Here is a 25,480-nt window from a genome sequence, read left to right on the forward strand (position 1 = left end):
TACCAGCGCCTTGGGATTATCCAGCAGCACTTGGGCGGGGATGCCGCCGAAGTGGGCAAAGGCACCCTCCATGCCGGCCAGCCAAGCGGACTGCCGTTCATGGGCAAAGGCTGCGACGAATGGACGACGCGAGTAGCCCAGGGTGGCGACGAACAGATACACCCGCACCAACTCATCGCCGATCATTACCCGGCTGGTACCAAAATCAATCTGCAGTTGCCGGCCCGGCGGGGTCTCGAAGCGCAAGGTCGCCTTGGCCGCCGCCATGAGCTGCTGTCGAAAAGGTTGCACTGCCCGCTCCACAGTACGCAGCGACACGCGAAGGCCATGCTGGCGAAGCAGTTCCTGCCTAACCACATCGGCATTGCCCCCATGTTGATGAAAGCACTGCTCCAGCCACGGCTCAATGCCATCCAGAAGTTTGCTGCGGGACGGCGTGCGGTAGGCCGCCCAGCCGCCCTGGCGCAGATAGTGCTTGACGGTGTTCTTGCTTATGCCCAGTTCACGGGCGATGCGCTTGGCCCCCCAGCCAAGCTCGTGCAGTCGCAGCATGGCTGAAACATCATCAGGTGTTTGCATGAGGTCCCTCGTCTGGTCAGAATCAGAAGCGGGAACCGCATATCTCATGTCTTGCATGGCTTCTCCACATCGGGAGGGGGGTCAATTCTTGGTGGCGCTAGGGGGTCAATTTATCCTGTCGTCTGACAATATTCTTGACTCTCGCTAAAAGCACGAGCCTGCGCGCTTTGGCGTTCGTGATTAGTCCACAACTTTTCTTTGTAGGCTTCAGATACGAACATGACGGTATATAGTGCACGGTTTTGATATATATCCGTTAAATATGTATAAAGATCTTTCCCCCAAAGCTTCGTCTCTTCGAACTTATCGTAAAAAACCTCAACACCATTTTCGCGTAGGTGGGTCGCGACACGATCGACGTAATCTCTGTCTTCACCAGCAAAAGATAGCGCAATATGATACTTACTCACAGAGCCCCCTTTGTATATTTCTAACAGTGTTATTATACGGAACTCGCCAAAATCCGCCCCCCAAAAACTTAGCCTTAACACCTGCTGATTCTGCAAGCACCTTTAAAAAAATGACCCAAATTTGTCATGTTATTTCAGTATATTGAGTAGCGCCTGTCAAATCATTCTTGACTCCGAGGTCAGCTTTATGCTTTATGCTGAAGTTAGCTTTATGCGGCAGCCGTATAATCACCGCAAGTGCGGGGCATAAAGCCAACCTCGGAGGAAATGATGGATGAAACCGTGATAACTTTTGACGACTGGGAGAAGGTCTTGAAAACCAGTGCCCCACCGGAACGTTATCACGCCTATCGCCTATCGGGAAGCCATCGTCAAATTCCATTACTGGCTTCGGGAACCGATAACATACCAGATATTGAAGTCTTTAAACGACATTTGGAGTGGAAGCAATCGTATCTGGCTCCTGATCGTTACGCGTTCGGGTGTTTTCGGGGTGTTTGGGTCGGACCGAGTTAATCTGTTGAATTTTGAGATAATACGTTCCATAATAATAGACTGTTATTTTGCCTTAGAACCCCAATTTCGTCCCCAAAATGGGCATTGTAAGAGTCTGGTGTCTCACGAAGCACCGATCCAGGGCTTTTGTCGTTCCCAATGATTTTCCTCCCAACCGCCTTGAATCCCAGCTTTGCCTGAATCCTCTCCACAAATGCCCTGGTCCCAACGGCAATGCTGTTTGTCCAGTCCGGCTCCCGTCTTTCGCCGCAACCAAGTGCATCATCGACCCAGGATGCATAATCACGGACCAGAGTGGCTTCATCCGTACCCTCCAGGAATTCGAGCAGTTTTTCACGGTTGATGAGTCGGTACCTCTCGGGTGGTGAAGTGATTTCGTGATATCCGGTGAAAGGCCATTGTCGAGGATGTTCCACAACCCCCGCCCGGACCATGTTCAGATCAATGTACAGCATGCATTTGAGCAGATGCTTATCCGTATCCACGGCTGTGGCATGGTAGCGGTCTTCCCAAAACGCACCCTTGCGATTTTTGCGCTGGTTGTACTCTTGGGCGGTTCTGCCGGCAACCAACTGGATTGATCTGGGCAGGGCCGTGACGTCTTCCTCGCTGAAAACCAAGAGGTGAATGTGATTTGAGGTGACGGTGTAGTTGAGGATCTGAAGCTGGTATCGCTTCCAGGCCTCAAAAAGCCATTTGATCCAATTTTGCCTGTCACGGGAAAATTTGAGGAGAAACTCCCGCTTATGACACCGATGGGTAATGTGCCAGACATGACCTGGAACAAAGTATCGATTGGCTCTTGGCATTGGCAGTGAATTCAGTTCTCAGCAGAGGGAATCTTAGAATGGCATTTTTGAAGGCAAAATTGGCATTCTAAAAAGAAAAAACAAGCATATTTGAACTATTTGCTTCATATAATCAAATGGTTGACTCGGTCCGACCCCGTAACCCCCGCCGGGACTCGGTCCGACCCCGTAACCAACGAACTCGATGTTCACCGGCCCCACAAAGATGACAGCGGAGCCGCCCAAAAGCCGTCTCCAAGGGGCAGGGTCTCCGAACCATCATAAAGAATTACGCACATCTTGAGCTGTTCTCCAGCGACACTCGATAGTCGTTTCAGACCTCTGAGGTCGCCAACCGTCACTGTCGCAGAAGCTTTCACCTCTACTCCAACCAGGTTTCCTGCTGCATTCTCAATGATGAAATCGACCTCGTATTGGTCGTGATCGCGGTAGTAAAGAAGCTGACAATCGCTCTCCGCCGTAGCCATGTGCTTGCGCAATTCACCGTAGACAAAACACTCCAGAGCATTTCCAAAGCAATTACGATTCTTTTGTGCAAGTGTGGGCGTAACATTCGCCAGCGTAGATAAAAGACCGGAATCGACAAACTGTATTTTAGGTGCTTTAACGATGCGTTTCAGTCTATTTTGCGCCCAGACTTCAATGCGCCTCAGCAAATACATCTGTTCGAACACGCCAATGTAACGGGCAGCGGTCTTGTGATCCAGCCCGACTTGCCCTCCAAGCTGGGAATAGTTACACATCTGTCCGGAAACTTGTGCCAGCGCCCGCAAAAATCTGGGAAGATGATCAAGTTTTCCGACATCCGCCACATCACGCACATCACGTTGGATAATGGAGTTGATGTATTGTCTGCTCCATTCCGCCCTGCGTCGGGTTGAAGATCGGAATACAGCCTCGGGATAGCCTCCCCGCAAAACAGTCTCGATCAAGTCATTGCCAAGAAACGGTTGTGTCGCGGTTAAGAGATGACCGGTAAAAGCGCTGTCGACCCAATTTGCGTTGCTACCGTGAATTTCGCTTTGCGACAGCGGCAGCAGAGTCAACGTTTCCATCCGCCCGGCAAGCGAGTCGGCCACCATCGGCAGAGCCATCAAATTGGCGGACCCCGTCAAAAGAAAACGGCCGGGGCGTCGATCCTCATCGACTGTTTTTTTTATAGCGAGCAACAATTGAGGGGCTCGCTGGATTTCATCAATCACAGCACGATCGAGACTTCTGATCAAGCCCACGGGATCCTCTTTTGCTGCCAACAATGTAAGTTCATCGTCCAGAGTGAGGTAGCGCATCTCTTGGGCTGCTATCTGCCGCACAAGCGTGGTTTTGCCGGCTTGGCGAGGACCGACTACTAAAACAACGGGTGTATCAGCCATTGCCTCGGCGATGCGTGTCTCAAGAAGGCGAGGGTAGAGAACTTGAGTATTATCCATGGTCTAAAAAATACCGTGTAATCGGGAGGCAGTCAACTAAAACATGGGATTTTGATGTCGTGCACATGGGAATATATTACTGTGTAATTGGGATTGAATCTGCAAATATCTTTTTAAAATAATGAGATATGCGCATATATATTTTCTATCGCGCACCCATTAATTCCGCTGATTATATGACCCCTTGTCAGACCCAACCGGTCGTTTCCCCCCAAAAAGATCTCTAATCGAGCATTCCCCCGAGCAGTCACATGATAGAGGGCGCCCGGGAAACTCAATCCGTAGCGGTCTGGCCATGCGAACGCCTTACCTGAAGGAAAATTAAAATCCAAGACCTGACACCGATTTCTTGATTTGAGGTGACGGTGTAGTTGAGGATCTGAAGCTGGTATCGCTTCCTGGCCTCAAAAAGCCATTTGATCCAATTTTGCCTGTCACGGTAAAATTTGAGGAGAAACTCCCGCTTATGACACCGATGGGTAATGTGCCAGACATGACCTGGAATAAAGTATCGATTGGCTCTTGGCATTGGCAGTGAATTCAGTTCTCAGCAGAGGGAATCTTAGAATGGCATTTTTGAAGGCAAAATTGGCATTCTAAGGAGAAAAGACAAGCATATTTTAGCAATTTGCTTCATTTAATCAAAGAGTTGGTTCGGTCCGACCCTGTAACGAGTCATCCAACCGGAATGCGTGGTCAATTTGGCCCGGAATACGCAATCGTATTGGCTCCTGATCGTTTCGCGGTCCGTCGAGAGGCGCTGCGCTGGTATTACCTGGAAGGGCGCAAGCGAATGAAACAGGAGAAGGGGCCATCGCCGGGAAAAACAGAACCCGGCGATGAGGATCGGGGTTCGGGTACAAACCCGCCTCTCAAGTTTCCACACTCAGGTACATTGAGAAATTTCCAATTCTCGCATATGAAAATCATCCTGCGATTGAACTTTTTGGTTCCTGCACCTGCGTTTTTGAACGAATTGCCGACTTAGGGCGTTGGCGGATGCTGATGTACCGTTTTTGCCCCACCCGTGCTTTTTGCTCTGCAATACTGGGCAAGAGGCATGTCTCAATGGTAGGATAGGCATCCTGCCTGTCCGTGCAGGCAAGATGCCTGCACTACCAAATTCAAAAACGGTATTTCAGTAACAGCCATATACCTTAGGATATGTAAAACCGCGCAGTGCCCTCTGATCTTCACCTCGACGTCAACAGGAGGCTCGTAATGGAACATCGAATGATCTGGCATGGACATGCCGCTTTTCAGATTGTCACGCCGAGCCTGAGCGTGTTGATCGATCCTTGGTTCGAGGGCAACCCGTCCTCTCGAACCACCCATGACGCCCTGGACAAGGTGGATCTGGTGCTGGTCACCCACGATCACGGGGATCATGTGGGACAGGCCGTGGAGATCTGCAAAAAGACCGGGGCGCATCTATTGGGGATCGTGGAAACCGTGGCCAGGCTGAAATCACTGGGGCTTCCCGAGGACCAGGTGGTCAACGGCGTCGGCATGAACATCGGCGGCACCGTGCGCTTCCACAACCTCCAGGCGACCATGGTTCAGGCCCAGCACTCCTCGGAAAGCGGGCTGGCCGTGGGCTACATTCTGAAACTGGAAGACGGAACCTGTCTGTACCATGCCGGGGATACGGGCATCTTTTCCACCATGGAAATCTACGGCCGGCTGTATTCCATCGATCTGGCCCTGCTGCCCATCGGCGGCGTGTTCACCATGGATCCCAGACAGGCGGCCATGGCCTGCGCCATGCTGCAATGCAAGGAAGTCGTACCCATGCACTGGGGATCGTTCCCGGTTCTGGAGCAGAACAGCGACGCCTTTGCCGAGCAATTGGGCATTTATGCGGCCCAGGTCCGGCTGAACAGCATGAAGCCGGGTCAGACGCTGATCATGGGCAAGCAGAATCTGGACTTCGCGGCCAGGATTGAGGAGTAGGATTGCCGTCACATATGTGAGTATTGAGACAGTACCTACCGCGGGCTTTGCCCCAACCCAAACAGAAGATGTTTGAACCGCCCGCTTCGCTCAAGACGCCAAGGTCTCCAAGGAAGACAGAAAGTTTTTTTTCATTTGCCGGGAGCGGCAAATGAAAAGGCAGCTGTCCAAAACCGTTACCCGGTTTTGGAACTATGAGCCGCCGCCTTCCGACCGCAATCCTCTGTACACCTTTCCGGCCTTGTCCGGCCCCAGGCCGGGCAGGGCCGCAAGTTCTTCAAGTGATGCCTTCCGCATTGCGTCGATATCCGGAAAGTGATTCCAGAGAATCCGGGACGTCTTTGCCCCTATTCCCGGAATACTCGTCAGACGGCTCTCCAGAGCCGCCTTCTTGCGGGATTGACGTTGCCGGGAAATGGTAAAACGGTGCACGCTGTCCCGAAGGTGCTGCAGGAAAAGCAGGGCCTTGCCGCCGGGCTTGAGCGGCAGCGGATTTTTCCTTCCCGGGCGGAAGACTCGATCCTCCAACTCGCCCCCGCTCCGACCGGCCTTGGCAATGGAAGCCACGGGCCAGGCCGGCTCCACTCCGGCTTCGGCAAGGGCGCGCATGACCGCGCTGAGCTGGCCGCGTCCGCCGTCCACCAGCAACAAATCCGGCCAGGGCGGACCCGCGGCGACACGCCGCTTGGCCCAATGCGCCAGAGCGAGATAATCGTCGTGCGTGCCTTCCAGCTCGGGAATTGCATGAATCCGGTAAGCATCCTTGCGCGGGCCGCCGTCTTCGAAAACCACCATTCCCACCCGCACCCCCTGACCACCGAGATGGGAAACATCCACGGCTTCGACTCTCCCGGCCCGTGCCGGAAGCAGCAACTGTTCGGCCAAGAGGTTTCCCATGTCCGGTTCACGCTGCTTCATGGCTTCCATGGCATTGGCCCGGGCCATTTCCACCAGCCGCTTTTCCGCGTCGCCCCGGGCCGGCGTCAATCGAACAGCTGCCCCGCGCCGCTCCGTCAGAACCTCGGCGGTTGAGTCCGAATCCAGGGATACCGGCAGAATGATCCGTCTCGGGATGTACTGTTCCGGCCCATAGAACTGCACCAAAAAGCTCTCCAGAAGTTCGGTCAAAACATCCGGCTCCTCCTCGGCGGGCGCATTATCCTCGCCCCCCGTGGATTCCAGAACCGCATCCCCTTCCACGATCGGCCAGAAATAACTCTTGCTGTCCAGAAGACGGCCCTGGCGGATGAACAGCACGCTCAGCCCGGTGCCCTGGCTGTTCCTCACCAGCCCGATCACATCCCGGTCCAGTTCATCATGGAATACGACGGCCTGCCGTTCCAGGGTTTGGTTGACTCCCTTGAGAAGGTCCCGAAACTCCGCGGCCTTCTCATATTCCATGCGATCGGAATGCTCCTGCATCAGCTCTTTCAGGCCGGCAATCAATTCTCTGGATTGCCCCCCGAGAAACATGCGCACCTGCCGAACCATATCCGCATAGGAGGTCTTGGAAACATCCAAAACGCACGGACCGAGGCACTGACCGATATGATGGAACAGACAGGGCCGGATCCGGTTCCTGAACACCGTGTCCTTGCATCGGCGCAGTCGGAACAGGCGATGGACGGCCTTGAGGGTCTGACGGGCCCCATGGGATGAGATGAAGGGCCCGAAGTACAGCGCACCGTCCTTGAGCACTCTTCTGGTCAGGGTCAGACGCGGGAAATCAGCCTTGGCGTCCAGCTTGAACAAGACATACTGCTTGTCGTCCCGCAGGCAGATGTTGTAGCGAGGGTGATGCTTCTTGATCAGACTGGATTCCAGGAGCAGGGCCTCCTTTTCAGTGGTCGTGCACAGGATGTCTACCCCGGCCGCCTTGGACATCATGGCCCTGGTCTTCAGGGGAAGCAGCTTCGGAGGACGGAAATAGGATCCCAGGCGCTTGCGGATGTTCTTGGCTTTGCCCACATAGATGATCCGCTGTTTGCCGTCCTTGAACAGATAGACGCCCGGAGCCTCGGGATAGGCGTTTGAAACAAATAGCAACGTCATGATATCTTTATTGTTAGTCGTTATGCCACGGCTGAACGGGCAGCTTTGGCCGCGGCGATACATTTTGAAACAACAAGCTACGCACGAGAAATGTCCGGTACATTATTGAGGAGATGGCGAGGAAGACGCACGGCGTCACGCCTTGTTATTCTTGTCACAAGCAATCCTTGAACCAAGCCAATTTCTAGGGAAAAAATCTTGACAGAGCAAATAAATCGAAATATTAGCGTCCCAGCTTGTTCCAAAATGTGCAAAGTTATCTTTCAACATAAAAACCGAGTCTTTTTGGTTCGGAGATTGGAATACAATGCAAGCAAAAACCTCTTCTTGGTTCCGATATCGCGGGTTGATCATTCAGGCCCTGCTGCTCACGGCGGTTTGGCTCATCCTCAGCGGCAGGACCGACCCCATCTACCTGTTTTGGGGATTCATTTCCATAGCCTTTGTGATGTGGATGTCCAGCAGGCTGCACGACATCCCTCTTACCGACAACAAATCATGCGGATCAACACGGATCATCATCCCCAGACTGATCGCCTATCTTTTCTGGCTGGTCTGGCAGATCATCAAGTCCGGGGTCTATGTGGCCTACGTGGTTCTCCATCCCAAAATGCCCATCGAACCGATGATCGTCCGCTTCACGTCCAAGCAACCGAACGTCATCGCCAGGGTTATTCTCGGCAACTCCATTACGCTGACCCCGGGCACTTTTACCCTGGACATTGAAGACAATCTGTTCACGGTCCACGCTCTGACCCGGGACACCGAGGAAGACCTGGTCAGCGGAGACATGGAAAGAAGGGTCGCCCGCCTGTACATGCAGGAGTGTCAGGCCGAAGACATGTGCTGCGATATTGAATTGATCACTTCTGGACGAGGGAAATAGATGCAGACCTTTTTCATAACCATTGCCATGGTGCTGTGCATTGCCCTGCTGATCCCGTTTTACAGGGTGTACAAAGGCCCCACTGTATTTGACCGCCTGCTGGGCGCCACGGCTGTCGGGGCCAAGATCCTGACCTTGATCCTGCTTTTCGGCCTGATGTTCGACCGCCTGGACATGTTCATCGACATTTCCCTTGGTTACGCCATCCTGAATTTCGTCGGCGTGATCGCCATGGCCAAATATTTTCGTTCCAGCACGAGGGCCGCGAAATGAGCTTTCTTCAGGATGCACTGGCCGTTATTCTCGTTCTGGGCGGAACGTTTTTCATGCTCGTGGGCAGCATCGGCATCAACCGCCTGCCGGACTTTTTTACCCGGGCCCATGCCGCCGGAAAAGTGGATACTTTGGGCATTTTGATGTTCCTGACCGGCTTGGCCGTTTTTGAGGGCTTCACCCTGACCGCGGCCAAATTGCTGCTGATCATCATCTTCGTGGCATTCACAAGCCCTGTAGCGACCCATGCCCTGGCTCGTCGCGCGCTGCTCTACGGCATGAAACCCTGGTACGGTAACCGCAAAGACTAAGGCTGAACCATGCATTGGATGATTGAATTTCTCCTTTTCGTGATCCTGATTGTTGCTGCAGTTGTTGGCCTGTCGGTTCGCAACCTTCTGGCCGCGGCGGTCATCTTGACCATCTTCAGTTTTCTCACCGCGGCGATCATGGTTTCCCTGGGGGCCATCGACGTAGCCTTCACCGAAGCCGTGGTCGGCGCCGGCGCCGTAGGCGTATTCAGCATTGTCGCCATCCTCATGACATCAAGGAAGAGTCGAGATTGAAAACACTACAATATTTCGTCCTTCTGGCCTTTCTGGGCATTTTAATCGTCGCGGTAACGAGTCTGCCCCCCCGGGGCGACGTCACCTCACCGGTTCACCAGCATGTCAACCCAGCTGGAACACCCGTGGCTGGAACCTACTTCATCCAGCACGCCTACAAGGACACCAAGACACCGAACATGGTCACGGTCATCCTCGCCGACTACCGAGCCTTTGATACCCTGGGCGAGGTTATCGTCGTCTTTGCCGGCGGCCTTGCCTGCTTTTTCATCCTGAACGTCGGGAGAAGAAAGCCATGAGTACCAGCAACAAGCAGCTGTGCAGCAAGGAAACCGCAATGATGGCGCGCACGGAGAGCCCCATCATCCATCTGGCCAGTCGCGGCATCTCTCCGGTCATTTTGTTGATCGGTCTCTACGTCTTTTTCCACGGCCACTACAGTCCAGGCGGGGGCTTTCAAGGCGGCGTGCTCCTGGCCGCGGCAATCCTGCTGCTGCGTCTAAGCCTGGGCTCAGCCCTGTCCCAGCCGATCATGCCGTCCTGGGTCACCCTGCGACTCAGCGCCCTGGGGGCGTTGATCTTTGCGGGAATCGGGCTGGTGTCCATTTTCTTCGGCGGCAATTTCCTGGATTATCACTATCTGCCCATGCCGTGGCTTGATCCGGTCTACCTCCGCTACTACGGCATCCTGCTGGTCGAGGTGGGCGTAACCATAACCGTCATGACAACGCTGGTCGCGATTTACGACGACCTGCTGGGATGCTGAGCATGCTCGAATTCATCCAAGGCTATTACGCCTACATCTTTCTGGCCACGGCATTCACCATCGGCCTCTACGGAATGATGGTCAAACAGAACCTCATGAAAAAAGTCCTGGGAATGTCCATCGTCGCGGCCACCACGATCCTGTTCTGGATCGTCGGCGCGTACAAGGAAGGGGCGGGCGTTACTGTTCTGGATCCTCGCTACGGCGTGGAGAACCCGGAAATGTACCTCAATCCGCTGCCGCATACCCTGATGCTCACGGCCATCGTCGTGGCCGTTGTCACCCTGGGCGTGGCCCTGGCCTTACTCATCGGCATCTATCGGGAGTACAAGACCCTTGACGAACCGACTCTCCTGGAGCGGATGAAATGATCAGCTCACAAGCTCCCATCCTCATCCCGATGACCTTTCTGTTCGCGGCGATGCTCATCCCTCTGGTGGGCGCCGTGAACCGCGCCGCCGCGCACCTGACCGCGGTCCTGGGATCGGCACTGGCCTTGTATTTCTCCGTGATCGGCATGCAGGCCACACTGGCCCAGGGTCGGATCAGCTATCATATCGCCGGATGGATGCCGCCCATCGGGATCGAGTTCGTTTTGGACCCGCTCTCCGCCTTCATCTGCACCCTGCTCTGCGGCATCACCTTCATCGTGATGGTCTTCGGCAAGCGCAGCGTGGAATACGAGATCCCGCAGAAAGAGATTGCCTTTTACAGTCTGTCCATGCTCCTTCTGGGCGGCCTGGCAGGCATGGTCATGACCGGCGACCTCTTCAACCTCTATGTCTATTTGGAGATCGCCGCCCTGGCCGGATACGCCCTGGTCGCCATCGGCGACAAACGCGCCGTTGTCTCGGCCTTCCGGTATCTGGTCATGGGCACCGTGGGGGCGACTTTCTATCTGCTGGGAGTGGCACTGATTTTCATCAGCACCGGCACCCTGAACATGGCGGACATTGCCCAACTGATGCCCCTGGTTCACGATTCCCCGGCGGTGATCGTCGGTCTGGTGCTCATCGTTCTGGGCACGGCCCTGAAGATGGCCCTGTTCCCGATGCATGCCTGGCTGCCCGACGCATACACCCACGCCTCCACCACGGCTACGGCCCTGATCGCTCCCATCGGCACGAAGGTTTCCGCCTATGTGTTGTTCCGAGTCCTGTTCTTTGTAGTCGACCCGGACCACCTGCGCACCGAACTGTTTAATCTCCTGCAGATCATCGGTTACCTGGGAGCGGCGGGCATCATCTGGGGCTCGATCATGGCCATCTGCCAGTCGGAACTGAAACGAATGCTGGCCTACAGCAGCGTGGCCCAGGTCGGCTACATCGCCGTGGGCATCTCTCTTGCCTCGCCCCTGGGATTCATCGGCGCGATTCTGCACGCACTGAACCATGCCGTGATGAAATGCTGTCTCTTTTTTATCAGCGGCAACATGCGACTGCGCCTCGGACACAGCCTCATCCCCCAGATGACCAACGGCCTGCGCAAATCCATGCCCTGGACTTCCGCGGCTTTCACCCTGGCCGCCATCTCCATGATCGGCCTGCCGCCTACGGCCGGCTTCTTCGGGAAGTGGTATCTGGCTCTGGGCGCCATTGAACAGTCCCACTGGATATTCCTCACGGCCCTGCTGGTCAGTACCGTGCTCAACGTGGCCTACTTCTTCCGCGTCATGGAACGCATGTACCTGAAACCGCAAGAACCTGAAGGTGTTGACTACAGCACGCTCGTCATTGCCCGCAATGAAGCGCCTGCATCCATGCTCATTCCAACAATCATTCTGGCCGTCGGACTCCTGGTACTTGGCTTTGCCAACGCCTGGATTGTGACCAATCTCATCGTGCCCATGATCCCCGGCTGGCTGTAAGGGAATTCCGCAATGTACGATATCGTCACCTATACATCCTCGGTTCCCTTTTTGGCGGTGCTGGTTTCCCTGGCCGCTGTTCCGCTGATCTACGCCAGCTCAAACAAGCCGAACATGCGGGAATTCTGGACGTTGCTCGCGGCGTTCATCAAGTTTCCACTGGTCTTGTCCCTCTTGCCCGGCGTCTTCTCCGGGCAGGTGGCCGAATTCACCATTGTGGAGATTTCACCCGGACTTGCCCTGCAGTTGCGCGCCGACTCCGTGGGCATGTTCTTCGCCGTGGTCGCCTCGGGTCTGTGGATTTTGACCTCGTTCTACTCCATCGGCTACATGCGCGGCGCCAATGAGAAGAAGCAAACCCGGTACTTCGCCAGTTTCGCGGTCTGCCTGTCCGCGACGATCGGCATCGCCTTCTCCGCAAACCTCTTAACGTTTTTGATCTTCTACGAAATTCTGTCCCTGGCAACCTATCCCTTGGTCGTTCACAAGGAAGACAAGGAAGCACTGCGGTCGGGCAGGCAGTATCTGCTCTACGCCATGTCCGCGGGGGTCGTGCTCATCGCGGCCATCGGGTTGACCTACTCCATCGCCGGTACCCTCGACTTTCAGCCGGGCGGCATTTTCACCGGCATCACCCTTGATCCGACCATGATCAAGGTCATTTTCATCCTGTTCATCGCCGGAGTCGGCGTCAAGGCCGGCATCATGCCCCTGCAGAGCTGGCTTCCCGCGGCCATGGTCGCGCCGACGCCGGTTTCCGCGCTGCTCCATGCCGTTGCCGTGGTCAAGGCCGGCGTCTTCGGAGTGATCCGGGTTGTGGGCTTTGTTTTCGGACCTGAAGTGATGCACGTCTTCGGGCTGAACCTGATCCTGGCGACCTTCGCGGGAGCCACGGTTATCCTGGCCTCCCTGATCGCCCTGAACCAGAACAATCTCAAGCGTCGGCTGGCCTACTCCACGGTCGGCCACCTGTCGTATATCGTTTTGGGAGTCGCCCTGCTCACCCCGGACGGCTTCACCGGCGGTCTGCTGCACCTTGCCAACCACGCCACCACCAAGATCTGTCTCTTTTTCTGTGCCGGGGCAATCTATGTAAACCTGCACAAGACGGAAATCTCCGAGCTTGACGGCATCGGCAAGGTCATGCCCTGGACCATGGCCGCGTTCACCATCGGCGCCATGGGTCTTTCCGGGCTACCGCCCATCAACGCCTTCGTGAGCAAATGGTTTCTCTGCCGCGGGGCCATGGAAGCCGATCAGATGATCATTCTTGGTATCTTCCTGCTCAGCGGTCTGCTCAATGCCGCCTACTTCTTCCCCATCGTCCAGCGGGCGTTCTTCAGAAAGGGCGGCAAGGAGCTGGAAAAATACGGGGAGGCGTCACCGTTCATGGTCGTGCCCATCTGCATCGTCGCGACACTGTCCATCCTGCTGGGGCTGCAGCCCAATTTCATCTTCAACTTTTTCGACCTGGCCACCAGCATAACCCAAAGCGTGTTCCACCTGCCGTCAACCTTGATTGCTTCAGGAGTCTGGCCATGAAGAGATGGCACTGGATAGTCATCATTGTCCTGACATTGCTGACCCTTGTCGGGCAATACCTTGAGCACAATTATTGGTGGGAAGCGATTCCCGGCTTCTTTGCCGTATACGGTTTCGTCGGGAGTCTGATCCTCATGCATGGAGCGAAGTTTCTTGCGAAAAAATTTATTTCCAAGAAACCCGATTATTATGATGACAGCATCACGAAAGAACAGGATGTAAAAACAAATGCCCATTGAACTGCCTCCGGTTCTCGTCATGTGGCTGGGGCTGGTCCTGTTGCCGCTCTTGCCGAAAAATATCCGGCCCGCCGCTTTCCTGGCTTTTCCCCTGGCCGCCCTGATTCTCGTGCTCACGATTCCCCTGGGAACCGTGGTCACCATGCCTTTCGCCACCTATGAACTGGTGGTGCTCGAGGTTACCCAGATCAGTCGCGTTTTCGGGATCATCTTTGCCCTGATCGCATTTCTGTGCGGCGTCTATGCGCTGCACATGCGCGATACGGGGCAACAGGCGGCGGCACTGCTGTATTCCGGCGGCGCCCTCGGAGTGACGTTCTGCGGCGACTTTTTTACCCTGCTTGTCTGCTGGGAAGTCATGGCCGCCGGTTCCACCTATCTGATCTGGGCACGCCGCTCTGATGCCGCGCAACGAGCCGGGATGCGCTATCTGCTCTACCACCTTCTGGGTGGCAGCTTTTTGCTTGCCGGCATCGTCATCCATGCCCAGACCACGGGTTCGCTGCTCCTGACGACCTTCACGCCCGGCGAATCCTTCGCGTCCTGGCTGATCCTGATCGGCGTCCTGATCAATGCCGCCGCGGTGCCGCTGCACGCCTGGCTTCCGGACAGCTATCCCAAGGCAACCATCACCGGAACCGTCATTCTCAGCGCCTTCACCACCAAAACCGCTGTCTATGTCCTGGCAATCCTTTTTCCCGGCTGGCCTCTTCTTATTTATATTGGAGTCGCCATGGCCCTGTATGGCGTGTCCTACGCGTTCCTGGCCAACGACATCCGGGAAATTCTTTCCTATCACATCATCAGCCAGGTGGGATTCATGGTTGCGGCTGTCGGCATCGGGACTGAGCTGGCCATCAACGGCGCGGCTGCCTTCGCCTTCAGCAACATCCTCTACAAGTCGCTGATGTTCATGGGCGCCGGGGCCGTGCTTTACGCCACAGGAACCAGCAAGCTCAGCGAACTCGGGGCCTTAGCTTCCCGGATGCGCTGGGTGCTGATCTTTTACATGGTCGGAGCGCTGTCCATCTCCGGTGCGCCGCTGTTCATGGGCTTCGTGACCAAGACCATCATCATCACATCAGCTGGTGAAAGCTATTACTACGTCGCGAAATTCCTGCTGATTCTGGCCTCCGTGGGCACCTTCCTCTCCGTGGGCATCAAGCTGCCGTACTATACGTGGTATCACGAAGAGAAAGTGCACCATAAGGAACTTAAGCCGGTACCCACCGGGATGATAGCCGCCATGGCCGCGACTTCCCTGCTATGCATCGTTTACGGAATCTTCCCCGGACTGCTGTACCAGGAACTTCCGTATGACATGATCTTCAAACCTTTCACATTCCCCTTGCTGGTGGAATCAACCCAGATCCTGATCTTCACCTTTCTCGGTTTCTGGTACGTCCGCCACAAGATGACGCCGAAGGATTATATTTCCCTCGACGTGGACTGGTTTTACCGCAAAGCCGCCCCGTACTTTCGGCGTGTATTTGTCGGCTGGGTCAACGCCTTCTTTGACGCCAGCGAACGTATGGGTTTTCGTTTTGCCGACTATGTTTCCTATCTCTCATCAGATCCTGTCCAGGTCTTGCGGAAGTTCCGCGCTCCCAGCCGGGATTTTGACGCCGATGTGGATCGGCCGCCCCTCAGCACCCCAATCATGGTCACGCTTCTGCTGACGGTTCTCGTGGCGGCCTGGTCGTTATGGTGAAGATGATTGTTGCATCATCATCCATGGATTGACCTTCCCAAACGGGCTTCGTAAAAGAAGCCCGTTTGTTTTTTTGCAACTGCTCAGCTGAGGTCCGGCTTGCCTTGATTTTGCGGCCTCGCAGACTCCTTCGCCGGCTTCGCAACATCAAACCATTGCGTGAATAAACAGCATTTGGAGCTTCAAGTGCTTGGCAATGGCTTGATGAACGAATCCCGGCTCAGTCAAAACATGCGTGACAGCAAAATCAAGGCAAGCCGGACCAATCCTGTGCACTTTAAGAATATGCTGAATAGTCATTATTCCCATCCAGCCGACCATTTTAACCAATCAATTATTTCCTGAACCATTAGAGGAAGCATCGTTTAAGGAGAACATCTTGCCTTGCCGTGAATTGCAATACACGTCCAAATCCGACTGGAAAGCCCTGAACGACCGGCTCAAAGGCCGCTGGAGCACGGACATTGCCATGGAACAGCGCGTCCGCGACATCCTGGACCAGGTCCGGGATCAGGGCGATGCGGTTCTGGTTGATTATACTCGGCGCTTTGACTGCCCTGAATTCCAGAAAGAGCTGATCGCCATCCCCACGGACAACTTGTCCAGGGCCCTGGGGGCAATCCCAGCAACTGACAGAGCCATCCTGGAAACCACTATCCGAAACGTCCGTGAATTTCACGAACAGCAAAAACAGCGTTCCTGGTTTCAGACACGGCCCGACGGAACGATCCTCGGTCAGATGGTTCGTCCCGTTGAACGCGTAGGGCTCTACGTTCCCGGGGGGCAGGGAGGAACAACGCCGCTCATCTCCAGCATGATCATGAACGCGGTTCCTGCCCTGGTTGCCGGAGTTGATGCCGTGGCCGTGGTTTCCCCGCCCAGGGCCGACGGCACTCTGGACGACTACCTGTTGGCCACGGCCGCATTGCTGAACATTTCGGAAATCTATCGTCTTGGCAGTGCCTGGGCCATTGCCGCTCTGGCTCATGGAACGGAAACCGTTCCGCCGGTGGACGTCATTGCCGGTCCCGGCAACATCTACGTCACCACGGCCAAACGCCTGCTGGTGGGACATGTGGGCATCGATATGATCGCCGGACCAAGCGAAATCGCGATTCTGGCTGATGATACGGCGAACCCTGAATGGCTTGCCGCGGACATGCTGTCCCAGGCCGAACACGATCCCCTGGCCGCATCCATCCTGATCAGCCCCAGCTCCGGACTGCTTGCCCGGGTCAAGACTGCCTTGGAAGACCAGTTGGAAAAGCTGCCCCGTGCGGAGACCGCCAGGCAATCCCTTCAAGACTGGGGAGCTCTGATCCAAGCGCCAAGCATGGAAACCGGAGCGGAACTCGTCAATCTGCTCGCCCCCGAACACCTGGAACTCTGCGTTGCCGATCCCTGGCAGCTGCTTGGACGCATCCGTAATGCCGGGGCCATATTCATGGGTCATCACTGTCCCGAACCCGTGGGCGACTACTTTGCCGGTCCCAACCATGTCCTGCCTACTCTGGGCACGGCCCGCTTCGCCTCCGGTCTCTCCGTGGACAACTTCATCAAGAAATCGAACATTATCGCCACTTCCTGCGAATACATATCCACCCACGCCAAGGACATCGCCCGCCTGGCGACTCTGGAAGGCCTGGATGCCCATGCCCGCTCCGTTCTGGAGAGGTTACCGCGCTCTACCGGCTGATCTCGATACGCAATCGATGCATTCCGCCGGATGAAAGACTTCCGCATTGCGGGCATTTGCGATATAGCACCCTATCAAGCAGCGAACGCACCTTTGGATTCCCTAACTTGAACCCTTAAAAATGGTAGCCGAACATGCAAATCCTGATTCAATCCTCCATTCCTGATCTCAAACTGCTGTCCCGCGGCAAGGTTCGCGATATTTATGAAGTCTCGTCGGACACCCTGCTGATCATCACCACGGATCGAATGTCCGCCTTTGACGTTGTCCTGCCCGATCCCATTCCATTCAAGGGCGTGGTCTTGAACCAGATCACCCTGTTCTGGATGGAAAAAATGCGGAATGTCGTGGCCAACCACCTCCTGGCATCGGATATTGCTGATTTTCCCTCCTCCCTGCACCCCTATGCGGAACAAGTCGAGGGTCGGGCCGTACTGGTCCGCAAAGCGGCTCCCCTGCCCGTGGAGTGCATTGTACGCGGGTATATCACCGGCTCGGGCTGGAAGGATTATCAGAACACGGGCATGGTCTGCGGCCACCGTTTGCCCCCGAACCTTCAGGATTCCCAGGAATTGATTCCACCGCTGTTCACGCCGTCCACCAAGGCCGATGTGGGCCAGCACGATGAGAACATCTCCGTGACCAAAGCCGCGGAAATGATCGGCGATGACCGTTTTGCCGAGGTGGAGCGCATTTCTCTGGAAATCTATTCCCAGGCCCGGGAATATGCCAAAGGTCTCGGAATCATCATCGCGGACACCAAGTTTGAATTCGGCCTGGTCGGTGATGAGCTGCTGCTCATCGACGAGGTGCTCACGCCGGATTCTTCCCGCTTCTGGCCCCAGGACGGCTATCAGCCCGGCAAGCCCCAGCCCAGCTTCGACAAGCAGTACCTGCGCGACTGGTTGACGCAAAGCGGTTGGAACAAGAAGGCGCCCGCTCCCAACCTTCCCTCTGACGTCGTCGAACAGACCAAGAATCGCTACGTGGACGCCTACGCCATGCTTACCGGAAAAAAACTGACGCTTCCCTGACCTTCGGCTCGGAAGACACTTGCGTTAATTATAAGGAGACCTGCATGCTCTTAGCTGGAAAAAAAGCCTTGATCTTCGGAGTTGCCAACGATCGCAGCATTGCCTACGCCATCGCCAAGATCTTCAAGGACAATGGCGCTGCTGTTGCCTTCAACTACGTCAATGACGCCATTCAGAAACGTGTTGAACCGATAAGTCAGGAATTGGGGGGAGAATTCATTTTCCCCTGCGATGTGACCAAGGACGACGAAATCACCAAGGCCGCCGAACTGGTCGCCCAGAAGTGGGAAGGCGTCGACATCCTGGTGCACTCCGTTGCTTTTGCCAACCGTGAAGACTTGGCTGGACGGTACGTGGAAACGTCTCGCGCCGGCTTCGCTCTGGCCCTGGACGTGTCCTGCTACTCCCTGGTGGCCCTATGCAAAGCCTTTGAACCGCAGATGTCCGAGGGTGGTTCCGTGATGGCTCTCAGCTACTATGGGGCCGAGAAGGTCATTCCGAATTACAACGTCATGGGCGTGGCCAAGGCGGCTCTGGAAGCCAGCGTACGCTATCTCTCCGTGGACATGGGCGCCAGAGGCGTTCGGGTCAACGCGATCAGCGCCGGCCCCCTGAAGACCTTGGCTTCCTCCGGCATTTCCGGAATGAAGCAGATCTTCAAGCATGTCGAAGAACGTGCGCCCTTGAAACGCAACGTAACTCAGGAAGACGCCGCGGGGCTCGCCTTGTTTCTGGGCTCCGAGTTCTCCACCTGCATCACCGGGGAGACCATCTACGTGGACGCGGGCTACAACATCATGGGAATGTAGCGGCTAGACGCAACCGTTCCCTTTCCTCTGCACGGTTTCCTCTTTTCGTTTTCGACACCCTCTTTGTCTGAACCTGACTTCAACATCGAACCATTGTCCCGAGTCATGTTTTTCAACTCGTGGTTCGCAATGGTTCGATGGTCCGAAGTCGGCAATGGAACCACGGCACGCACTCACGTTGACCATTGCGACATCCATTGATCCATGTCTGTTCTTTCCCTTCCGTCATCCATCTACTCGGGACTCATGTCCTGGCGTTCCAAAGCCTACGGCAGGGGACTCCTTCAACGCTGGCGACCTCCATCTCCCTGTATCAGCGTGGGAAATATCCGCTGGGGCGGCACGGGCAAGACGCCGGTCTGCCACTGGTTGCTGAACTGGGCATCCCAAAGCGGGATGAACTGTGTTGTCCTGACCCGGGGTTATCGCGCCCGTCCTCCGGCTCTGCCTTTTCTTGTTCGTCCGGATTCCAGCGCCGCGGAGGCCGGAGACGAACCACTGCTCCTGGCCCGAGCCAATCTCGATGCGCATATCGTCATAGACCCCAAACGCATCCGCTCCGGGAACTGGGCGTGGCAACAGTGGCGCCCGGACCTCTTTCTCCTGGACGACGGATTCCAGCATCTGCCCGTCATAAGGGATATCAATCTGGCCCTGCTTTTGCCCCAGGATCTTGATCGGGACTGGAACCGGGTCGTCCCCGGCGGCCCCTGGCGTGAAGGAGCGAAAGCCCTTGCCCGGGCCGATGCATTCCTGATCAAACTTGTCGGCCTGGACGAGGTTCCCACCGCTCTGCGCGATTTGATCGCCACCCGGTTGAGCCCCTTCGATAAACCAATATTTTTTTTCGCCCCCAGCCCCGGCGGACTGACCAACCTCCAGACGGCCGAACAGGTTGACCGTTTGCCGGAAAAGCACGGCAGCTCCTACATGCTGGTCAGCGGCGTGGCGAATCCGGCCCTGGTGGATCATACCGCCTCGACCCTGCTCGGCGCCGCTCCCAGGCGTCACGACGCATTCGCCGATCATCACGCCTTTTCCCGGCGGGAAATAGAGGATATTGTACGCAAGGCTGGTTCCGCGGGAGTCGGACATGTCGTCTGCACGGCCAAGGATGCGGTCAAGATCCGGGAACTTCTTGGTCCGGACACTCCGGTACAGTGGTGGAGTATGGACATGACGGTCCGGTTCGTGCCAGAAAGCGAAAAATCCCCATGCTTTGTGAAATGGCTGGAGCAACGCTTGAAAACCGCGCGGCAATACTTATCTGGAAACATGAATTTCAACCTCACCTCCAGAATCCCCAATCAGTGACATCGACATGGCATTCCTGCGTCTGAATCCGCTGAATCAACGCCGCTGGGCAAATTTCCGAAAAAATCGACGAGGCTATTGGTCGTTGTGGATTTTTCTGGTGCTCTTTTTCGTGACCCTGGGCGCGGAATTCATTGCCAACGAAAAACCGCTGCTGATCCGGTACGACAGCGAATGGTTTTTTCCTATCCTCACAGTGTATCCGGAAACCGCATTCGGCGGAGATTTTCCCACGGAAGCCCATTACCGTGACCCGTACGTGGTGGATCTGATTCAAGAAAAAGGCTGGATGATCTGGCCCCTGATTCCATACAGCCACCAAACCGTCAACCTGACTCTGGACGTTCCGGCCCCTTCCCCGCCGACATGGGAGAACCTGCTCGGCACCGACGACCAGGGCCGCGACGTCATGGCCCGCGTGATCTACGGTTTCCGGATATCCGTGCTGTTCGGACTAATTCTGACCTTGGCCAGCACCGTCATCGGCATTGCCGCCGGCGCGGTTCAGGGCTACTTCGGCGGCTGGACCGATCTGCTTTTGCAGCGCTTCATGGAAATCTGGTCCGGCTTGCCGCTTCTGTACCTGATCATCATTCTCTCGGCCTTGATCGAACCCAGTTTCTGGTGGCTGCTGCTGATCATGCTGCTTTTTTCCTGGATGGCGCTGGTAGGCGTGGTCCGCGCGGAATTCCTGCGCACGCGCAACTTCGACTATGTCCGAGCCGCACGCGCTTTGGGCGTGGGCGATCTGACCATCATGTTCCGGCACATCCTGCCCAATGCCATGGTGGCCACCCTGACGTTTCTGCCGTTCATTCTCAACGGATCCATCACCACTCTGACCTCCCTGGATTTTCTCGGCTTCGGCCTTCCTCCCGGCTCGGCCTCTCTGGGTGAACTGCTGGCCCAGGGCAAGGCCAACCTTCACGCCCCGTGGCTGGGCATAACGGCCTTTTTTGTTCTGGCCGTGATGCTCAGCCTGCTGATCTTCATCGGGGAGGCGGCCAGGGATGCGTTTGATCCGCGCAAGAAAACGGCATGACACATTCAACTTGAGCTGAAATCCATCACCATGCCCTCTCCTGCCCTGCTCCAAGTACGTGATCTTTCCGTTTCCTTTCAAGGTTCGGGGACGATTATTCAGGCTGTCCGGAAGGTCGACTTCACCTTGGAAAAAGGGCGGACCCTGGCAATCGTGGGAGAATCCGGCTCCGGTAAATCCGTGACCGCCCTTTCCGTTGTGCAGTTGTTGCCCTACCCCCAAGCCTTCCATCCCGGCGGCTCGATCTTGTTGGACGGCCGGGAACTGATCGGGGCTTCCGAGAAAATCCTGCGCCAGATTCGCGGCGGTCGGATCGGGATGATCTTCCAGGAACCCCTGAGTTCGCTCAATCCTCTGCATACAGTGGAAAAGCAGATTTCCGAGATGCTGCGTCTGCACGTCAAACTGGCGCCCCCGGCAGCCCGGCAACGCACCCTGGAACTGCTCGAACTGGTGGGCCTGGACGACCCGGTGCAGAAGCTCTCCAAATGGCCGCATCAGCTTTCCGGAGGGCAATGTCAGCGGGTGATGATCGCCATGGCCCTGGCCAACGCTCCGGACCTGCTGATTGCCGACGAACCCACCACCGCGCTGGACGTCACCATCCAGGCCCAGGTTCTCGCCCTGCTTAAGGACCTCCAGAAACGCCTGGGCATGGCCATGCTTCTGATCACCCACGACCTGAACATTGTGCGCAAGAATGCCGACGATGTCTGCGTCATGCAGCACGGGCGCATCGTGGAGTCCGGCGATGTGGACAAGATTTTTCAACGTCCCGAACACCCGTATACCCGTCGGCTGCTGGCGGCCGAACCGCGCGGCGGCGTGGAAACGGGTCCGCCTTCCGGGGATCCCGTGATGTCCGGCCAGGAGATCAAGGTCTGGTTTCCGGTGAAAAAAGGCCTGCTCAAACGCACCGTCGGACACGTCAAGGCCGTGGACGGGGTGGATGTACAGCTGTACCCTGGAAGAACCCTTGGCGTCGTGGGGGAATCCGGTTCCGGCAAAACCACCCTTGGTTTGGCATTGCTTCGTTTGACGGCCAGTACCGGGCGGATCATCTTTCAGGGCCGGAACATCGAGGCGATCCGTTCCCAGGCCCTGCGCCCACTGCGCCGAAACATCCAGATCGTCTTCCAGGATCCCTTCGGCAGCCTCAATCCGCGCATGTCCATTGCCCAGATCATCGGAGAAGGATTGACCGTACACCGGATGGGCCACACCGCCGAAGAACGGGATGCCATGATCGCCCAGGCGCTCCAGGAAGTCGGCCTTGATCCCGAAAGTCGGCATCGCTATCCGCATGAATTTTCCGGCGGTCAGCGCCAGCGCATTGCCGTGGCCAGAGCCATGATCCTCAAGCCGGCCGTGCTGGTCCTGGATGAACCGACATCCGCCCTGGACATGTCCGTCCAGGCCCAGATGGTGGATCTGCTGCGGGACCTGCAGCAAAAGCATAATACCGCCTACTTGTTCATCAGCCATGACCTGCGTGTCGTCCGGGCCCTTAGCCATGAAATCCTGGTCATGCACCATGGAAAGGTGGTGGAGCATGGCCCGACCGGGCAAATCGTCCAAAATCCCAGGCACCCGTATACCCGTACCCTGATGGCCGCTGCCTTCGAGCTGGAAACCACGCCCGGCTCTGTTTCGTAACAGAACCTTCTTCAAAATTTTCTCTTTTCCTGCGGAACAAGCCGTGATATACGCATCGTCTTGCCTTGATCTCGCCTTGCGTCTCCGTGAATCCAACCTGCTTGGGCAGTGGGCGAAGACGAGAATCCAAGTGCCGGCGCAAAGCCTTACAGCATATGCTGTGGAGTTGCAGTGTTGTATTTTGCAGAAGATCGAATGTCTTAGCATTTTGACGGAGAAGTTCCTGATGAGGAAGTTCTTTACGAAGGAGTTTCAATAGATGACTTTGCGCGAACTTGTTTCCAGAACCCGCAGCTTCCGCCGTTTTTACGAAAACCACCAGCTCTCACTGTCCATTCTGGAAGACCTGGTGGACATGGCACGACTGACCGCATCCGCGGCCAACCTGCAACCACTGCGGTACATGATCAGCGTCGATCCACAGATGAACGCCCAAATCTTCCCCCAACTGGCCTGGGCGGCCTATCTCCAGGACTGGAACGGCCCCTCCGAGGGAGAGCGTCCTTCCGGATACATCATTGTACTCGGAGATGAACGGCATTCCAAAACCGCTGCCTGGGACATGGGTGTCGCCGCCCAGACAATTCTTTTGGGAGCCACGGAAACAGGGCTTGGCGGATGCATGATCGGTTCAATTAAAAAAAAGGAGCTGGCCGAAATTCTGGCCGTTCCCGAAGGGTTTGAAATTCTGCTGGTTTTAGCCATAGGCCGTCCCAAGGAAAAAATCGTCCTGGAGCAACTTGGCGAAGACGGAAGCATAAAATACTGGCGCGACGACAAGGGAGTGCACCATGTTCCCAAACGGGACCTGGACTCCATCATTCTCGCCCGTTTCAACGGCAGCTAACACAACCCTTTACCGGAGCATCTTTTGTCGACTTCCAATCAAACCAACCATGCCGACGTGATCATCGTCGGAGGGGGACCCGCGGGTCTGTTTGCCGCCTTTCACCTTGCGGAACACACGGACCTCAAGATCATGCTCGTGGACAAGGGGCGCTCCCCGTTGCGCCGCACCTGTCCCATCGGTCAGAACCAGAGTCCCACATGCCATCATTGCAAGCCCTGCAACATTTTATCGGGCATCGGCGGGGCAGGCTTGTTCTCTGACGGCAAGCTGAATTTCATCCATATCCTGGGCAAGACCGACTTGACTCAGTTTCTCACCCCGGATCAGGCCCGCGATTTGATCCGGGAAACCGAGACGGTTTTCACGCAGTTCGGTATGGACGGACCCGTGTACCCAACGGACATGGACCGGGCCCGGGAAATCCGCAAGCAGGCGAAAAAGGCCGGTATCGACCTGCTTCTAATTCGTCAGAAACACCTGGGCAGCGATAAGCTTCCGGACCATATCGCGGCCTTGGCCAATCATGTCCAGAACAAAGGCGTAATCATCCGGACCAACGAGGACGTGCGCGAAGTCCTTGTGGACCAAGGCAGGGTCAGCGGCGTGGTCACCGACAAGAACGTCCTGCATTGCCGATACGTTGTGCTGGCGCCGGGTCGGGTCGGCGCGGACTGGGCCGGACGGATCGCCCAGGCCCACGGCATCAACCTCACCCAGCGCGGCATCGAGGTCGGTGTGCGCGTGGAAGTGCATAACGACATCATGCACGACCTGACCAGCATCATCTATGATCCCACCTTTTTCATCCAGACCAGGAAATACGACGACCAGACCAGGACATTCTGCACCAACCGCGGCGGCTATGTTTCCCTGGAGAACTATCAGAATTTCGTCTGCGTCAACGGTCATGCCTATCTGGACCGCAAATCCGAAAACTGCAACTTCGCCTTCCTCTCCAAGGTGGTTCTGACCGAGCCGGTGACGGACAACCAGGCCTACGGCGAAGCCATCGGCAAACTGGCCAGCCTGATCGGCGGCGGCAAGCCGATCCTGCAACGCTTCGGCGATCTCAAGCGTGGACGGCGCAGCACCTGGAACCGCATTTCCAAAGGCTTCATTCGCCCCACCCTGGCCAACGTCACCTGCGGCGACATCGCCATGGCTCTGCCGGAACGCATCCTGACCAATCTTGTCGAAGGCCTGGAAAAGCTGAACTGCGTGGTTCCCGGCGTCGCCAACGACGAAACCCTGCTCTATGCGCCGGAAATCAAGTTCTTCGCCACTCAAATGGAGACCGACCAGGACCTGCGCACCTCCTTGCCCGGGATGTTCGTGGCCGGCGACGGACCCGGAGTGGCCGGCAACATCGTCTCCGCCGCGGCCACCGGACTTCTGGCGGCCAAAGGCATCATCAAGGATCACGCGACGGATTGAGGCCCTCGGCCTGCGCCGACATACGGTTCGTCATCCGCGGTGGTTG

At 56.2% G+C, this 25,480-nt stretch carries 27 protein-coding genes; 21 read left to right on the forward strand and 6 right to left on the reverse strand.

Translation table 11 applies throughout. From position 1 onward, the window contains the following. The 4 genes from istA to BLP93_RS14995 form a co-directional block, all read right to left on the reverse strand. Positions 1-579, reverse strand: a 579-nt coding sequence (gene istA / locus BLP93_RS14980; RefSeq protein ID WP_161946363.1) for an IS21 family transposase, incomplete at its 3' end; no start/stop codon positions are given. 110 nt (positions 580-689) lie between these two features. Then, a complete protein-coding gene (locus BLP93_RS14985) occupies positions 690-989 on the reverse strand; it encodes a TIR domain-containing protein (protein ID WP_092123586.1) in 300 nt (99 codons plus the stop codon). 512 nt (positions 990-1,501) lie between these two features. Then, positions 1,502-2,314 carry a transposase gene (locus BLP93_RS14990; protein WP_092123467.1) on the reverse strand — a complete coding sequence of 271 codons (813 nt, stop codon included), beginning with the start codon at positions 2,312-2,314 and terminating at the stop codon, positions 1,502-1,504. Between the two features lie 188 nt (positions 2,315-2,502). Beyond that, the gene (locus BLP93_RS14995; RefSeq protein WP_208596666.1) at positions 2,503-3,687 is read right to left on the reverse strand and encodes an ATP-binding protein; all 1,185 of its coding nucleotides are present in this window, start codon (positions 3,685-3,687) and stop codon (positions 2,503-2,505) included. A 745-nt stretch (positions 3,688-4,432) separates the two neighbouring features. On the opposite strand from BLP93_RS14995, the gene BLP93_RS16775 reads away from it, so the two are divergent. Further along, positions 4,433-4,732: a hypothetical protein gene (locus BLP93_RS16775; protein ID WP_139163027.1), complete on the forward strand. Its 300-nt coding sequence runs from the start codon at positions 4,433-4,435 to the stop codon at positions 4,730-4,732. A 233-nt stretch (positions 4,733-4,965) separates the two neighbouring features. Continuing rightward, positions 4,966-5,697 (forward strand): metal-dependent hydrolase, encoded by a 732-nt coding sequence (locus BLP93_RS15005; RefSeq protein ID WP_092123471.1) that lies wholly within the window; start codon positions 4,966-4,968, stop codon positions 5,695-5,697. A 192-nt stretch (positions 5,698-5,889) separates the two neighbouring features. Here the strand turns inward: BLP93_RS15005 and uvrC are convergent, their stop codons facing one another. Further along, positions 5,890-7,749: an excinuclease ABC subunit UvrC gene (gene uvrC / locus BLP93_RS15010; RefSeq protein ID WP_092123473.1), complete on the reverse strand. Its 1,860-nt coding sequence runs from the start codon at positions 7,747-7,749 to the stop codon at positions 5,890-5,892. A 307-nt stretch (positions 7,750-8,056) separates the two neighbouring features. On the opposite strand from uvrC, the gene BLP93_RS15015 reads away from it, so the two are divergent. From BLP93_RS15015 to BLP93_RS15065, 11 genes are read left to right on the forward strand one after another with little or no spacing between them, the layout of a single operon-like run. Further along, on the forward strand, positions 8,057-8,635 hold the full coding sequence (locus BLP93_RS15015; RefSeq protein WP_092123475.1) for a Na+/H+ antiporter subunit E: 579 nt from the start codon (positions 8,057-8,059) through the stop codon (positions 8,633-8,635). Beyond that, entirely contained in the window at positions 8,636-8,908 is a 273-nt protein-coding gene (locus BLP93_RS15020; protein ID WP_092123477.1) for an MrpF/PhaF family protein, read from the forward strand. Continuing rightward, positions 8,905-9,219 (forward strand): monovalent cation/H(+) antiporter subunit G, encoded by a 315-nt coding sequence (gene mnhG / locus BLP93_RS15025; protein ID WP_092123480.1) that lies wholly within the window; start codon positions 8,905-8,907, stop codon positions 9,217-9,219. Before BLP93_RS15020 ends, mnhG begins: the two co-directional genes overlap by 4 nt. 9 nt (positions 9,220-9,228) lie before the next feature. After that, positions 9,229-9,474, forward strand: coding sequence for a hydrogenase subunit MbhD domain-containing protein (locus BLP93_RS15030; RefSeq protein WP_031385805.1), 246 nt, complete (start codon positions 9,229-9,231; stop codon positions 9,472-9,474). Continuing rightward, complete coding sequence (gene mbhE / locus BLP93_RS15035) at positions 9,471-9,773, forward strand: hydrogen gas-evolving membrane-bound hydrogenase subunit E (protein ID WP_092123482.1); 303 nt, start codon at positions 9,471-9,473, stop codon at positions 9,771-9,773. Before BLP93_RS15030 ends, mbhE begins: the two co-directional genes overlap by 4 nt. Beyond that, positions 9,770-10,240 (forward strand): MnhB domain-containing protein, encoded by a 471-nt coding sequence (locus BLP93_RS15040; protein ID WP_244148781.1) that lies wholly within the window; start codon positions 9,770-9,772, stop codon positions 10,238-10,240. The genes mbhE and BLP93_RS15040 overlap by 4 nt, the downstream gene beginning before the upstream one ends. Positions 10,241-10,242: 2 nt before the next feature. Beyond that, entirely contained in the window at positions 10,243-10,611 is a 369-nt protein-coding gene (locus tag BLP93_RS15045) for a cation:proton antiporter subunit C (RefSeq protein WP_167353028.1), read from the forward strand. After that, a complete protein-coding gene (locus BLP93_RS15050; protein ID WP_092123484.1) occupies positions 10,608-12,107 on the forward strand; it encodes a complex I subunit 5 family protein in 1,500 nt (499 codons plus the stop codon). Before BLP93_RS15045 ends, BLP93_RS15050 begins: the two co-directional genes overlap by 4 nt. A gap of 12 nt (positions 12,108-12,119) precedes the next feature. Next, complete coding sequence (locus BLP93_RS15055; RefSeq protein WP_092123486.1) at positions 12,120-13,649, forward strand: monovalent cation/H+ antiporter subunit D family protein; 1,530 nt, start codon at positions 12,120-12,122, stop codon at positions 13,647-13,649. After that, positions 13,646-13,888, forward strand: a complete 243-nt coding sequence (locus BLP93_RS15060) for a hypothetical protein (protein ID WP_092123488.1) — start codon at positions 13,646-13,648, stop codon at positions 13,886-13,888. The genes BLP93_RS15055 and BLP93_RS15060 overlap by 4 nt, the downstream gene beginning before the upstream one ends. After that, positions 13,878-15,599, forward strand: coding sequence for a Na(+)/H(+) antiporter subunit D (locus tag BLP93_RS15065; protein ID WP_244148782.1), 1,722 nt, complete (start codon positions 13,878-13,880; stop codon positions 15,597-15,599). The genes BLP93_RS15060 and BLP93_RS15065 overlap by 11 nt, the downstream gene beginning before the upstream one ends. A gap of 147 nt (positions 15,600-15,746) precedes the next feature. Here BLP93_RS15065 and BLP93_RS16945 read toward each other — a convergent pair whose 3' ends face one another. Next, positions 15,747-15,899, reverse strand: a complete 153-nt coding sequence (locus BLP93_RS16945; RefSeq protein WP_153304290.1) for a hypothetical protein — start codon at positions 15,897-15,899, stop codon at positions 15,747-15,749. 79 nt (positions 15,900-15,978) lie between these two features. On the opposite strand from BLP93_RS16945, the gene hisD reads away from it, so the two are divergent. The 8 genes from hisD to BLP93_RS15115 all read left to right on the forward strand — a co-directional run bounded on the left by hisD (position 15,979) and on the right by BLP93_RS15115 (position 25,434). Further along, complete coding sequence (hisD, locus tag BLP93_RS15075; RefSeq protein ID WP_092123492.1) at positions 15,979-17,295, forward strand: histidinol dehydrogenase; 1,317 nt, start codon at positions 15,979-15,981, stop codon at positions 17,293-17,295. A gap of 134 nt (positions 17,296-17,429) precedes the next feature. Beyond that, the gene (locus tag BLP93_RS15080; RefSeq protein WP_092123494.1) at positions 17,430-18,329 is read left to right on the forward strand and encodes a phosphoribosylaminoimidazolesuccinocarboxamide synthase; all 900 of its coding nucleotides are present in this window, start codon (positions 17,430-17,432) and stop codon (positions 18,327-18,329) included. Between the two features lie 44 nt (positions 18,330-18,373). After that, positions 18,374-19,138, forward strand: coding sequence for an enoyl-ACP reductase FabI (locus BLP93_RS15085; RefSeq protein WP_092123495.1), 765 nt, complete (start codon positions 18,374-18,376; stop codon positions 19,136-19,138). A 204-nt stretch (positions 19,139-19,342) separates the two neighbouring features. Then, positions 19,343-20,452 carry a tetraacyldisaccharide 4'-kinase gene (gene lpxK, locus BLP93_RS15090; RefSeq protein ID WP_092123497.1) on the forward strand — a complete coding sequence of 370 codons (1,110 nt, stop codon included), beginning with the start codon at positions 19,343-19,345 and terminating at the stop codon, positions 20,450-20,452. Between the two features lie 7 nt (positions 20,453-20,459). Further along, positions 20,460-21,494, forward strand: a complete 1,035-nt coding sequence (locus tag BLP93_RS15095; RefSeq protein ID WP_092123499.1) for an ABC transporter permease — start codon at positions 20,460-20,462, stop codon at positions 21,492-21,494. Positions 21,495-21,524: 30 nt separating this feature from the next. Then, positions 21,525-23,150: an ABC transporter ATP-binding protein gene (locus BLP93_RS15100; protein ID WP_092123501.1), complete on the forward strand. Its 1,626-nt coding sequence runs from the start codon at positions 21,525-21,527 to the stop codon at positions 23,148-23,150. A gap of 259 nt (positions 23,151-23,409) precedes the next feature. Then, entirely contained in the window at positions 23,410-23,997 is a 588-nt protein-coding gene (locus BLP93_RS15110) for a nitroreductase family protein (protein WP_092123505.1), read from the forward strand. Positions 23,998-24,021: 24 nt separating this feature from the next. Then, positions 24,022-25,434, forward strand: coding sequence for an NAD(P)/FAD-dependent oxidoreductase (locus BLP93_RS15115; RefSeq protein WP_092123507.1), 1,413 nt, complete (start codon positions 24,022-24,024; stop codon positions 25,432-25,434). Positions 25,435-25,480 lie beyond the last annotated feature (46 nt).

It is taken from the genome of Desulfonatronum thiosulfatophilum (genome assembly GCF_900104215.1).
GTDB classification, from domain to species: Bacteria; Desulfobacterota; Desulfovibrionia; order Desulfovibrionales; family Desulfonatronaceae; genus Desulfonatronum; species Desulfonatronum thiosulfatophilum.